At 73.4% G+C, this 13,096-nt stretch carries 9 protein-coding genes; 8 read left to right on the top strand and 1 reads right to left on the bottom strand.

Features of this window, described 5'->3' with window-relative positions; all coding sequences use genetic code 11:
- Window positions 1-147 precede the first annotated feature (147 nt).
- The 5 genes from ASE20_RS07920 to ASE20_RS07900 all read left to right on the top strand — a co-directional run bounded on the left by ASE20_RS07920 (window position 148) and on the right by ASE20_RS07900 (window position 8,407).
- The gene (locus ASE20_RS07920; RefSeq protein ID WP_056894030.1) at window positions 148-2,286 is read left to right on the top strand and encodes a RecQ family ATP-dependent DNA helicase; all 2,139 of its coding nucleotides are present in this window, start codon (window positions 148-150) and stop codon (window positions 2,284-2,286) included.
- 188 nt (window positions 2,287-2,474) lie between these two features.
- Window positions 2,475-3,539 carry a dihydrodipicolinate reductase gene (locus tag ASE20_RS07915; protein ID WP_056894029.1) on the top strand — a complete coding sequence of 355 codons (1,065 nt, stop codon included), beginning with the start codon at window positions 2,475-2,477 and terminating at the stop codon, window positions 3,537-3,539.
- A gap of 60 nt (window positions 3,540-3,599) precedes the next feature.
- On the top strand, window positions 3,600-4,901 hold the full coding sequence (locus ASE20_RS07910; RefSeq protein ID WP_056894028.1) for a hypothetical protein: 1,302 nt from the start codon (window positions 3,600-3,602) through the stop codon (window positions 4,899-4,901).
- A gap of 21 nt (window positions 4,902-4,922) precedes the next feature.
- On the top strand, window positions 4,923-7,751 hold the full coding sequence (locus ASE20_RS07905; RefSeq protein ID WP_056894027.1) for a DEAD/DEAH box helicase: 2,829 nt from the start codon (window positions 4,923-4,925) through the stop codon (window positions 7,749-7,751).
- The gene (locus ASE20_RS07900; protein ID WP_056894026.1) at window positions 7,751-8,407 is read left to right on the top strand and encodes an SWIM zinc finger family protein; all 657 of its coding nucleotides are present in this window, start codon (window positions 7,751-7,753) and stop codon (window positions 8,405-8,407) included. Before ASE20_RS07905 ends, ASE20_RS07900 begins: the two co-directional genes overlap by 1 nt.
- A 136-nt stretch (window positions 8,408-8,543) precedes the next feature.
- On the opposite strand, the gene ASE20_RS07895 is transcribed toward ASE20_RS07900, so the two are convergent.
- Window positions 8,544-9,281, bottom strand: a complete 738-nt coding sequence (locus ASE20_RS07895) for a PaaX family transcriptional regulator C-terminal domain-containing protein (protein ID WP_225868984.1) — start codon at window positions 9,279-9,281, stop codon at window positions 8,544-8,546.
- A gap of 65 nt (window positions 9,282-9,346) precedes the next feature.
- Here ASE20_RS07895 and ASE20_RS07890 point away from each other — a divergent pair, with 65 nt between their 5' ends.
- Genes ASE20_RS07890 through ASE20_RS07880 form a run of 3 tightly spaced genes read left to right on the top strand, consistent with a single transcriptional unit; the run spans window position 9,347 to window position 12,771 of the window.
- Complete coding sequence (locus tag ASE20_RS07890) at window positions 9,347-10,366, top strand: crotonase/enoyl-CoA hydratase family protein (protein WP_056894024.1); 1,020 nt, start codon at window positions 9,347-9,349, stop codon at window positions 10,364-10,366.
- Window position 10,367: 1 nt separating this feature from the next.
- On the top strand, window positions 10,368-11,999 hold the full coding sequence (locus ASE20_RS07885; RefSeq protein WP_056894023.1) for an acyl-CoA dehydrogenase family protein: 1,632 nt from the start codon (window positions 10,368-10,370) through the stop codon (window positions 11,997-11,999).
- Window positions 12,000-12,042: 43 nt separating this feature from the next.
- Window positions 12,043-12,771: a hypothetical protein gene (locus ASE20_RS07880; RefSeq protein ID WP_056894022.1), complete on the top strand. Its 729-nt coding sequence runs from the start codon at window positions 12,043-12,045 to the stop codon at window positions 12,769-12,771.
- Window positions 12,772-13,096: the final 325 nt, after the last annotated feature.

Genomic DNA, 13,096 nt, shown 5'->3' with positions numbered 1-13,096 from the left:
GTCTCGGGTCTCCAGCGGCTGCAAGAGAGACATTAGTGGCCGGGCGACACCCTGTCCCCGGATTCCGAAAAGTTCCCGACCATCGGATCTGTGGACAACCAGGACAAGGAATCCGGCTCTGTCGGGCGGCGCTGGTAGACACGCACCATGACCTCGGACGCCGCCACCACCGCTACCCGCGACCGGGCCGAGGAGCACCTCCGGGCCCTGGTCGGCAACCCCGACGCGCGCCTCTACGACGACCAGTGGGCCGCCATCTCGGCGCTCGTGGTCGACCGCCAGCGCGCCCTCGTCGTCCAGCGCACGGGCTGGGGCAAGTCGGCCGTCTACTTCATCGCGACCCTGCTGCTGCGTGAGCAGGGGAGCGGTCCGACGGTGATCATCTCGCCGCTGCTGGCGCTGATGCGCAACCAGATCGCCGCAGCCGAGCGCGCCGGCATCCGCGCGGTCACGGTCAACTCCACCAACGTCGACCAGTGGGACCAGCTGCACGCCGAGATCCGCGACGGGCAGGTCGACGTCCTGCTGGTCAGCCCCGAACGGCTCAACAACCCCGGCTTCCGCGACGAGGTGCTGCCACGGCTGGCGGCGACCTGTGGACTGCTCGTGGTCGACGAGGCCCACTGCATCTCGGACTGGGGGCACGACTTCCGGCCCGACTACCGCCGCATCCGCACCCTCCTGCAGGACCTCCCCGCCGGCATCCCGGTGCTCGCGACGACGGCCACCGCCAACCAGCGGGTGACCGACGACGTGGCCGAGCAGCTTGGTGCCGACACCCTCGTGCTGCGCGGCAGCCTCGACCGCGCGTCCCTGCGGCTCGGCGTCGTGCGGCTCACGACGGCCGAGCAACGGCTCGCGTGGCTGGCCGACCACCTGGCCGAGCAGCCCGGCAGCGGCATCGTCTACTGCCTGACCGTCGCCGCCACCCAGGAGGTCGCTGACTACCTCCGCAGCCGCGGCCACCAGGTCGCCGCCTACTCCGGCCAGACCGAGCAGACCGAGCGGCTCGCCCTCGAGCAGGCGCTGGTCGACGGCGAGGTCAAGGCGCTGGTCGCCACCAGTGCACTCGGCATGGGCTTCGACGCCTCGCTCGGGTTCGTGGTCAACCTCGGTGCGCCCAACAGCCCGGTGGCCTACTACCAGCAGGTCGGCCGCGCCGGCCGCGGTGCCAACCTGCCTCCCGAGGGCGCATCGGTGGTCCTGCTGCCGGCGCTCGAGGACCGCGACATCTGGGCCTACTTCGCCTCCCTCGCGTTCCCGCGGGAGGAGCTGGTGCGCGAGACGCTCGCCGTGCTCGCCGAGGAGGGCCGCGCGCTGAGCACCGCGGCCATCGAGCCGCGGGTCGACCTGTCCCGCAACCGGCTCGAGACGATGCTCAAGGTGCTCGACGTCGACGGTGCCGTGCGCCGGGTCCGCGGGGGCTGGGAGGCGACCGGCCGGCCGTGGGACTACGACGCCGAGCGCTACGCCCGCGTCAGCGCCGCCCGCGACGCCGAGCAGCGGGCGATGCTCGACTACCTCACCACCGACGAGTGCCGCATGCTCTACCTCCGCCGCCAGCTCGACGACCCCGAGGTGCTCGCCGACCCCGGCTGGCGCTGTGGACGCTGCGACAACTGTGGTGGCCTCGACCTCTCGACCGAGGTCTCCGCCGCCGCCGTGGAGGAGGCAGCCGACCGGATCTCGCGGCCCGGCGTCCCGATCGAGCCGCGCAAGCTCTGGCCCACGGGTCTCGCGGCGATCGGCATCGGCCTCTCGGGCAAGATCAAGCAGCCCGCCGAGGAGGGCCGCGCGATCGCCCGCCTCACCGACCTCGGCCACGGCGCCGCTCTCCGTGGACTGTTCGCGCTCGACCCCGACGGCCGCGCCACCGACGGCCCGGTCCCCGACCCGCTCGCGCGGGCCATGGTGGCGATGCTGCAGGACTGGCAGCCCCAGGTCCACGCGATCGTCGTCGTCGAGTCCGAGCGCCGTCCGCAGCTCACCACCGACCTCGCCTCCGGCCTCTCCCGGTTCCTGGGCGTTCCCGTCGCCGGCCGCTGGGCCGTCGTCGACCCGGGCGTCGGACCGGACCGCGGCGCCACCAACTCCGCCCAGCGGGTCGCCGCCGTGTCCCGCCGCAGCGCACTGCGCCTCGACGCCCCGGACGCCGTCCGCGACGCCCGGGTGCTGCTCGTCGACGACCGCCTGGTGACCGGCTGGACGCTCACCCTCGCCGCGGCCGCGCTCCACGACGCGGGTGCCGCGGGCGTCGTACCCCTGGTGCTGGGCGTCGCAGGCTGACCTTCGGCGGCGAAGCTTGAACTTCCGGCAGACGGGAGTTTCACCGGCCGGCCGGTGAAACTCATGCTTGGACGACGAAGTTTCCTCGTCCAAGCGTGAGTTTCGTCGTCCAGGTACGCCAGTTTCACCGGCCGGCCGGTGAAACTCTCACCCTCGACAGAAAATAGAACAGGTTCTACTCTCGCCGCATGAGCGCACCCCGGTTCGACCGACCCCTCCGCGTGATCCAGTGGACGACCGGCAACATCGGCCGGCGCTCGGCGCACGCGATCCTCAGCCGGCCGGACCTGGAGCTGGTCGGGGTCTACGCCCACGGTGCCGAGAAGGTCGGCAAGGATGCCGCCGAGCTGTGCGACTGGCCCGAGCCGACCGGGGTCCTGGCCACTGACGACATCGCCGCGCTGATCGCGTTGCAGCCGGACGCCTGCTGCTACAACCCGCTCTGGCCGGTCGTCGACGAGCTGGTGGCCCTGCTCGAGAACGGCATCAACGTCTGCACCTCCGCGGCGTGGATCACCGGCGGCAAGCAGACGCCCGAGGACCGCGCCCGGATCGAGAAGGCGTGCGCCCGTGGCAACGCGACCATCTTCGGCAGCGGCGCCCACCCGGGGATGACCAATGTGGTCGCCATGGTGCTCAGCGGGTCGTGCGAGCGGGTCGACGAGATCCGGATCACCGAGTCGGTGGACTGCTCGACCTACGAGTCCGCCGGCACCCAGATCGCGATGGGCTTCTCGCAGGACCCGGACACCCCCGGCCTGGCGGAGTCGGTCCGCCGCGAGAGCGAGGTCTTCGCGGAGTCGGCCGCCATGATGGCCGACGCCCTCGGGGTCCAGCTCGACCGGATGACCTTCGACGTGACGTTCACGCCCGCCACGGGTGACTCCGACCTGGGGTTCATGACGATCCCGGAGGGCACCGTCGCCGGGGTGATGGGCCACCACCGCGGGTGGGTGGGGGACCGCAACGTCGTCAGCGTCGGCTTCAACTGGACCATGGGCAGCCACGTCGAGCCGCCGAAGCCGCTCGCCCACGGCCACGTGATCCAGGTGTTCGGCCTGCCGAACATGCGCACCGTCCTGCACTGCCTGCCGCCGGAGGACTGGACCGAGCCCGGCTTCATGGGCCTCGGCATGATCTACACGGCGATGCCGGTCACGAACGCGGTGCCGTACGTCGTCGCCGCCGACCCCGGCATCGTCACCCTCGCCGACCTGCCGCCGATCACCGGTCGCGTGCTGGCTCGATCCTGAGCCCGCGTCCCTGGGTCCAACCTCCCCGGTTCCGGCCCCGTGCGGGCCTAGATTGACCGCATGAGCGACGACTCCCGCAACACCCCGGAGCAGGGTGGCGACGCGCCCGAGCCGATCGAGCCGCCGCAGGGCGCGATCAGCGACGGTGACGACCAACCCGACGGCGCGCCGTCCGCCGACCCCGGCGAGACCCAGCCGATCCGGTCGGACGCACCGCCTCCGCCGCCCCCGCCGACCCCCGTCCCGGCGGAGCCCGCGCCGCCCGCACAGCCGGCGCCGCCCGCTGATTCGGCGACGACGGCGATCCCGGTGGTCCCGCCGACCCCGGTGGTGGCCGACGACGCGGGTCGGGGTCCCCTCCGTCCCGAGCTCCCGCTGCGGGCGTCCCGCGCGGGCAGCACGGGCGCGATCGTGGCGGTCGGCACCGGCCTGCTCGCGGCGGCCGTCGCGATCGCCGGGTTCCGTGCCCGCAGCGACGGCGACCTGGACTGGTCGAACTACGGCACCGCCCTCGCCGCCACCGCGGCGCTGCTCGCGATCGCGGTCCTCGGCTCGCTGACCGCTCGTGCTGCCGGCGGCCGGGCCCGGGAGGAGATCGTCACCTGGCCGGGCGTGGCGGGCATCCTCTCGACCGCGGTGGTGATCGGGATCGGCATCGACGAGGACGACAACTGGGTGGCGTACCTGATCGGTGGCGTCATGATCGCCCTCGCCGTCGTCGGGTACGTCGCCGCACGGCGCGCCGCGTTCGTGGTCGTCGCCATCTTGGGCCTGGTCCTGATCTACGCCGTCGCGATCGACGACGTCCTGCCCGACAGCGTGGGCGAGGACCACCCCGGCCTCCTCGCGGGCGTGCTGATCACGCTCTTCGTCGTGGTCGTGACCCTGCTCGGCTGGGCGCTGCCGAGCCGAGCCGTCTCCGGTGTCGTGGTGGGCGCGATCGGCCTGATCGGCCTGGTCGGCGTGATGGCGGCGTTCGTCGCCTTCCGCTACCTGGGGATGTTCTTCGGTGCGATGTTCAGCGACGACGAGTTCGGTACGTCGTCCGACGACTCCATGTTCAGCGGAGCCAACGTCGACGTCGGCTTCAAGGAGGCCGACGTCTGGTGGGTCCTCGCGCTCGCCGCGGTGCTGGTCGTGCTCTGGGCGCTCGCCGCGTCACTGACCAACCACTCCGGCTTCACGATCCTCGCGATCGCTGCTCCCGCGATCCTGGTCCCCCTCGCGTCGGCCGCGGTCGCGGCCGAGCACCCGACGGCCTGGGCCGGCGTCCTGGCCGGAGCCGGTGGCGTCGTCCTGCTCGGCGGTGCCTTCCTGGCGCGGCAGCGCGAGCGTCGTACGGCCTCGGAGCTCTCTGTCTGACCCACCCGTTACGGTCACGGGGTGAGCTTCGTTCCTGTCACCGGCCCGGCCAGCTTCCGGGCCGGTGAGCAGGGGGAGGCGCTCATCGAGTTCACCGACGGCGAGCCCGCGCGCCGGCGGGTGGCCCTGCCGGTCCGGGCTGCGCTCCCGGTGCTGAGCCGGGCGCACACGACCGACGGGGCGCACCCCAGCGTCGCCCTGCTGAGCGGGGCCGCGCTGCTCGGGCTGCGTCTGGTCGCCGCCGGCAAGGTCGCGCCGGCGTCCGACGAGCGCCCGGGGTGGCGCGTCGACGGGCTCGACGCCCGCGACCACGACGCCGTACGACGCCTCGCCGCCGCCCGCGCGCACGACGGCCTCGACCTCGAGGCCGCCGACCGCCTGGTCCGCCAGGTCCTCGACGCCGTCGCCGACGCGATGCCCCGCGCGGCCCCGGCGGTCCCCTCCCGCCCGAGCCCGGCTGCGGCCGACGTACTGGACGACAGCGGCCGCGCCCCCGAGGACTTCGCCGACCGGGTCCGCCGCCGCCTCGCCGAGCGCACCGCCCGCGAGCACGAGCAGGCCGCGCGCTCGCGCCGCAGGGCCGCGCTCCCCGAGCTGGTCCGGATCTCGCTGCGCGTCGAGGCCGACGAGGAGGAGCTGGTCGCGGGCTCGGTCCGGGTGGTGCTGCAGGTCCACGACGAGCGCGACCCGCTCCATGTCTGCGACGCCGTGGCGCTGTGGACCGGCACGGAGGAGGAGCACGGGTTCGGGAGCCGGGCGCGGGTGCACGCGAGCATCGCGCTGCGGGCGGCGGCCGACGTGTGGCCGGTGCTCGACCGCTACCTCGCCCTCTCCGTCCCCGACCAGCTCGCCCTCGACGGCGAGGAGATCTCCAGCCTGCTCGCGGCGGTCGGCGACCTCCGTGCGGCCGGTGTCGACGTGCACTGGCCGCGCAGCCTCGGGCCCGAGCTGACCACCCGAGCGGTCCTCGAGCGCCAGCGCGAGAAGGGTGAGAAGGGCGGCAAGGGCGAGCTGCCGCTGCAGGACAGCCCCTTCTCGGCGGAGGGACTGTTCGCGTTCTCGTGGCAGGTGGCGCTCCACGGCGAGCCGCTGACCGACGAGGAGATGGGCGAGCTGGCCCGCGCGGCGAGTCCCGTGATCAAGCTCCGCGGTGCCTGGACGATCGTCGACCCGACGACCGCGCAGCGCGCTCGCAAGCGGCTGATCCGCAAGGCCACCGGAGCGCAGGCGCTGGCGGCGGCGCTCACCGGGACGACTGACCTGCCCGCCCAGGGCGACGACGAGCCGGCGTCCGCGCAGGTGGTCGTCGGGGCGAGCGTGCTCAAGGTCCGCGAGCAGGTGCTCGCCGCGGCGACGCGCGACCCGCTGCCCGAGCCGCCGGGCCTCGAGGCCACCCTGCGCGACTACCAGCGCCACGGCCTGACCTGGCTCGCCGACCTCACCGGCCTCGGCCTCGGCGCCTGCCTGGCCGACGACATGGGCCTGGGCAAGACGATCACCCTGATCGCCCTGCACCTGCACCGCCGCGTCACCGGCGCGTCCCGCGACCAGTCGACCCTCGTCGTGTGCCCGGCGAGCCTGCTGGGCAACTGGGAGGGCGAGATCCGCAGGTTCGCCCCCGGCGTCGAGGTGCGCCGCTTCCACGGCGGCTCCCGGTCGCTCGGCGACCTCGACGGCGGGTTCGTGCTGACGACCTACGGCACCCTGCGCCGCGACGTCGCCACCCTGGCCGGCGTCCCCTGGGACCTCGTCGTCGCCGACGAGGCACAGCACGTCAAGAACTCCCGTACGTCGACCGCACGCGCCCTGCGCCAGCTCCCCACCCGTGCGCGGGTGGCGCTCACCGGCACGCCCGTCGAGAACGAGCTGACCGAGCTCTGGTCGATCCTCGACTGGTGCGTCCCGGGGCTGCTCGGCAGCCGGCTGGCGTTCCGCCGCGCGTGGGCGGCGCCGATCGAGTCGGGCACGGAGCCGACCAAGGCGCGTCAGTTCGCTGACCTGATCGGGCCGTTCCTGCTGCGCCGCCGCAAGTCCGACCCGGGCATCGCCCCGGAGCTGCCGCCCAAGACCGAGACCGACCACCTGCTGGGGCTCACCCGCGAGCAGGTGGTGCTCTACGAAGCGTTCGTCCGCGACTCGATGGAGCGCATCGAGCGCGCCGACCCCGAGTCGCGCCGCGGCCTGGTGCTCGCGCTCCTCACCGGCCTCAAGCAGATCTGCAACCACCCCGCGCAGTTCCTCAAGCAGTCCGGCGCGGTCCGGCTCGCCGGCCGCTCCGAGAAGCTCGAGCTGCTCGACGAGCTGGTCGCGACGGTCCTCGCCGAGGACGGCGCGGTGCTCGTCTTCACCCAGTACGTCGCGATGGCCCGCCTCATCGAGCAGCACCTCACCACCGCCGGCATCCCCCACCAGTTCCTGCACGGCGGCACGCCCGTCGCCGAGCGGGAGGCGATGGTGCGGCGCTTCCAGGACGCCGAGAACGGTGTTCCCGTCTTCCTGCTCTCGCTCAAGGCGGGCGGCACCGGCCTCAACCTGACCCGCGCGGACCACGTCATCCACGTCGACCGCTGGTGGAACCCTGCGGTCGAGGAGCAGGCGACCGACCGGGCCTACCGGATCGGGCAGACCAAGCCGGTCCAGGTGCACCGGATGGTCACCCACGGCACGATCGAGGAGCGGGTCGCCCAGCTGCTGACCCGCAAGCAGCAGCTCGCCGACGCCGTCCTCGGCCGCGGCGATGCGGCGCTCACCGAGCTCAGCAACGAGGAGCTCCGTGACCTGGTGACCCTGCGCCGGCAGGCCCGCGAGTCCGCGGAGGCCCACGATGCCGACGCCGTGGCGGGCGCCTGATGCGCACGACCTTCGCCCGCCGTACCCACCCGCCGCGCGGCGTGCGCACCTGGTGGGGCAAGGCCTGGCAGCGCGCGGTGGAGGAGGCGGCGTACTCGGAGGCCGAGCTGCGCCCCGGCCGGGCCCACGCCCGCCGGGGTGACGTCGGCGGCATCACGGTCGACGGCGGCCAGGTGGTCGCGGCGGTCCGCGACGGCGACGACGCCTGGACGGTCCAGGTCGCGATCCCCGAGCTCGACGAGGTGACGCGGAAGGCCTTCGTCGAGGTCGTCGCCGCCGAGTCCGGCCGGATCGCCGAGCTGCTGGCCGCCAACCTCCCGCACGACCTCGTCGAGCATGCCGAGGAGCTCGGCGTCGAGCTGCTGCCCTACGGCGGCGAGCTGGCCGCGACCTGCACCTGCCCCCACTATCTCGACCCCTGCGCGCACGCGATCGGCGTGCTGGTCCAGCTCGGCTGGCTCGTCGACGAGGACCCGCTCGTGCTGCTGGCCGTCCGCGGCCTCGACCGCGACGCCCTGCTCGCCGAGCTCCACGCCCGCGCCACCGGTACGACGACGGGGCCCGTCGTCGGCGACCTGGTCGACGACGTGGAACTGGTGGTCGACGCCGCGCTGCGGGCGCAGGCGCTCATCGCGGTCTTCGAGAACCCGGACTGAGCACGAACCCTGGCAAGTGCACGCACGAACCGTGGACGATGCACGCACGAACCGTGGACGATGCACGCGCACCACCGAAGGCTGGGGCGCGCAACTGCCACGGTTCGTAGGTGCATTTGCCACGGTTCGTGGCGGCTCAGCGGCCGATGGCGAGCGCGCGCAGCTCGGCCTGGTAGTTCGCGTACGCCGAGCGCATCGCCGCCGCCGGCCAGTCACGCGGCAGCAGCGCGGCCGGCAGCAGCGGGTCGTCGGCGAGGTGCCGCACGACCTGGGCCGCCACCGCCAGCCGGGGCGCCGGCTCGCGGGTCGAGGCGATCGCGTCGAGCAGCAGGCGGCCCTCGGCGGCCCACGCTCGCAGGTCCCACAGCCCGGCCGCGAGCGCGACCGGGTCCTCGTCGGGGGTGGCGGTGAAGGTGCTGAGTACCGCGTCGTCGGCGTACGCCCGCGACCGCCGGAGGTTCGCCGGCCGGGTCCAGACGCCCTCCCGCAGCTCCGCCATCCGGTACGCCGCCAGCCGGTCCCGCAGCGCCGCCCGCTCCGGTCCCGGGCGACCCGCGACGACCACCACCGCGAGCTCCCAGGTGCCGTCCCACGGGGTCTCCGTGTCGAGAACGGCCTCGTCCTGCCGGCGCTGCCGCCGGGCGTGCCGCTCGCCGAGGGCGTACACGGCCGCTTGTCCTGAGCCTGCCGAAGGGTCGCGGCGCAGGTCGCCGGCGGCCACGGCGCGGGTCAGCGCGACGCGGGTCGTCGCGGTCGGGATGCCGAAGTGCTCGCCCGCCCGCACCAGCTCGGCTGCGGACATCCGGTCGGGGTGCGAGCCGAGCAGCAGGCTCAGCACCACGGAGCGCGCCGGGAGCGGAGCGAGGTCGGGCACGGCACCGGATCCTTCCACGCTACACATCTCGACACAACTGTCTCGAAAGATGTAATGTCCGAGCCATGAGTGACGAGGCAGCCTGGTGCCGGCCTGCGCACGAGGGCCCGGACTCCCCCTACCGTGCCGCCGCGGCTCCGGACACGACGGCGCCGGCGTACCGGACCCTGACCTACGAGGTCGACGGCCGCGTCGCGCGGCTGACGTTCAACCGGCCCGAGCAGGGCAACTCGATCACCCCGGACACCCCGGTCGAGCTGGCCGACGCCGTCGAGCGCGCCGACCTCGACCCGCGCGTGCACGTGATCGTCCTCAGTGGCCGCGGCAAGGGCTTCTGCGGCGGCTACGACCTGGCGGCCTCGGCCGAGGGCCTGATGGACGGGCAGATGGCGGGATCCTCCCCGCGGGAGGGGACCGTCCTCGACCCGACCGTCCAGATGCTCAACCACGACCCGGCGGGCACGTGGGACCCAATGGTCGACTACGCCATGATGAGCCGCTTCACCCGCGGCTTCGCGAGCCTGCTGCACGCCAACAAGCCCACCGTCGCGAGCATCCACGGCTTCTGCGTCGCCGGCGGCACCGACATCGCGTTGCACTGCGACCAGATCGTGATCGCGGCCGACGCGAAGATCGGGTACCCGCCCACCCGCGTCTGGGGCGTCCCGTCCGCCGGCCTGTGGGCGCACCGCCTGGGCGACCAGCGCGCCAAGCGGCTGCTGCTGACCGGCGACACGCTCACCGGCCGCGAGGCCGCCGCGTGGGGTCTCGCGATCGAGGCGCCCGAGCCCGAGCAGCTCGCGGTGCGCACCGAGGCACTGGTCCAGCGGATCGCCGCGATGCCGCTCAACCAGCTGGTCATGACCAAGCTCGCGCTCAACTCCGCGCTGCTCGCCCAGGGCGTGCAGAACAGCCAGATGATCAGCACCGTCTTCGACGGCATCTCCCGCCACACCCGCGAGGGCTACGCCTTCCAGCAGCGCGCTGCCGAGGTGGGCTTCCGCCAGGCCGTCCGCGAGCGCGATGCGGCGCCGTACGACGACCACGGCTCGCGCACCAGCAATGTCACCGGAAGGAACGACTGACATGACCACCCACGAGGTCACCAACCAGGTCCCGCCGCTCGTCGGCCACGACACCTCCGCCGACCCCGCGCTGCTCGAGGGCATCGAGCGTGAGGGTGCCGCGTGGGCGCTGCCGGAGATCCGCGAGGTCGGCCGACTCGCTGGCACGCAGGAGGCCATGGACTGGGGCCGGCTCGCCGAGCGCGTCCCGCCGCGCCTGCTCACCCACGACCGCTACGGGCGTCGCGTCGACGAGGTGGAGTACGTGCCGGCGTACCACCAGCTGATGGAGACCGCTGTCTCCCACGGCATCCACGCCGCTCCGTGGGCCGACGACCGGCCCGGCGCGCACGTCGCCCGCGCCGCGAAGTTCTACTCCTGGAACGTCGACGCCGGCCACGGCTGCCCGATCTCGATGACCTACGCCGTCGTCCCGGCCCTGCGCGCGAACCCCGAGCTCGCGGCCCGCTTCGAGCCGCTGCTGACCAACCGCGCCTACGACTTCGGCCTGCGCGACCCCGCGACCAAACGCGGCCTGATCGCCGGCATGTCGATGACCGAGAAGCAGGGCGGCTCGGACGTTCGCGCCAACACGACCACGGCGACGCCGGTCGCGGGCGAGCCCGGTGCGTACCGGATCGTGGGCCACAAGTGGTTCACGTCGGCCCCGATGTCCGACATGTTCCTCACCCTCGCGCAGGCGCCGGGCGGGCTGTCGTGCTTCCTGCTGCCGCGCGTGCTGCCCGGCGGCGACGCCAACACCATCCGCTTCCTGCGGCTCAAGGACAAGCTCGGCAACAAATCCAACGCCTCCTCCGAGATCGAGTACGACGACGCGATCGGCTGGCTCGTCGGTGAGGAGGGCAAGGGCGTCAAGACCATCGTCGAGATGGTCAACATGACCCGCCTCGACTGCGTGATCGGCTCCGCGTCCGGCATGCGCACCGCGCTGGTGCAGGCCGCCCACCACGCGCGCCACCGCGCCGCCTTCGGCAAGCTGCTGATCGACCAGCCGCTGATGCGCAACGTGCTCGCCGACCTCGCCGTCGAGTCCGAGGCCGCCACGACCGCGATGATGCGCCTCGCCGGCGCCAACGACCGCGCCATCCACGGCGACGAGGGCGAGGCCGCGCTGCGCCGGCTCGCGCTGGCCGCCACGAAGTACTACGTCTGCAAGCGTGGCCCGGTCCTCGCCAACGAGGCCCTCGAGTGCCTCGGCGGCAACGGCTACATCGAGGACTTCGACCTGGCCCGCATCTACCGCGAGCTGCCGTTGCTCTCGATCTGGGAGGGCTCCGGCAACGTCGCCGCCCTCGACGCGCTGCGCGCCATCGGGCGCGAGCCCGCGTCGCTCGACGCCTTCTTCACCGAGGCCGAGCTCGCCGTCGGCACCGACACCCGGTACGACGACGCGCTCACCTCGCTCAAGAAGGAGCTCACGAACTTCGACGACATCGAGCTGCGCGCCCGTCGTCTCGTGGAGCAGATCGCCGTGATCTTCCAGGCAGGGCTGCTGATCCGGCACGCCACCCCCGCGGTGGCGGACGCCTTCTGCGCGACGCGCCTCGCCCGCGACTGGGGCAGTGCCTTCGGCACCATGCCGTCCGGGCTGGACCTCACGCCGATCCTCGACCGGACCGAGCCGGGCTTCTGACCTCGTCGTCGTGGCCGCTCCAGGGCCCGCCTAGGCTTCGGCCGTGAGCTCCGACCCGCACGCTTGGCTGATCCCGCTCGAGGGCGTCCCGTCCGGCTTCGCCGGTGCCCGGGACGGGATCGACGTCGTGCTCCGCGACCGCGGTCTGCGTCGTACCAGCCCCGAGCTGACGGGCGAGTCACTGCTCCGCGGTGCCCACGCCAGCGCGGTCCTCGAGGGCTCGACCTCGACGCTCGCCCAGGTCCGCGCCGGCGAGGGCGACGAGATCGCGGCCGACGCGGTCCGCCTCTCCACCGAGCTGCTGTCGCTCGTCCCGGTGCTCCGCCGGCAGCCGCTGCAGGCCTTCGCCCGCCTGCACACCCTCGCCGCGCGCGGGGTGCTGCCCGACGAGCTGCTCGGCCGCCCGCGCGACGGCGAGTCCGCCGCGAGCTTGCGTGCGATCGCCGAGCTCGCCACGGCCCCGACCGAGGCCCCGGCGCTCGCGGTCGCGGCCGTCGTGCACGCCGAGCTGGTGGCCGCCGCACCCTTCGGCTCCCACAACGGCATCGTCGCCCGCGCCGCGGAGCGCCTGCTGCTCGCGGTCAAGGGTGTGGACGAGAAGTCTCTCGTCGTCCCCGAGGCCGCGCACCTCGCCCTGCGCCCGGAGTACGAGTCGAACCTCCGCGGCTGGGCCTCCGGCGGTCCGGCGGGCAGGCACGCGTGGCTGCTGTACGCGACCGAGGCCTACGCCGCCGCTGCCGAGGCCAGCCCGCTCGTCCGCGACGCCGAGTAGCGCCGGCCCCCCGGGTGCTGGCGCTCGACCTGCCCGGTGGCGTGAAGGACCCTGAACATGCAGGTGGCACCCGAGCCTAGAGACGTCTCGGGTGCCACCGCTGACACGTGACCCGTGGCTACCAAGCGTGCACCGTATTGCTGCCCCGGAAGTGTTCCGGGATGCCAGCGCCCTGTTAGGAAGGGTGGATCGCCGCGTGGGTACCGGGGATCACGTGTTGCTCTTGAGTTGTTCCTGATGTCCTTTGTACGCCGCCCGGCGACCACCTTCAAGGCTTGTCTTTTCGAGGCATCCGGGGAACAGTGGCCGGTTGGGACGGGCCGTT

This window comes from Nocardioides sp. Root240, from assembly GCF_001428825.1.
In the GTDB taxonomy this organism is placed as follows: Bacteria; Actinomycetota; Actinomycetes; order Propionibacteriales; family Nocardioidaceae; genus Nocardioides.
The sequence above is the reverse complement of the archived record's forward strand: the minus strand, read 5'-3'. Positions and strand labels throughout refer to the sequence as shown.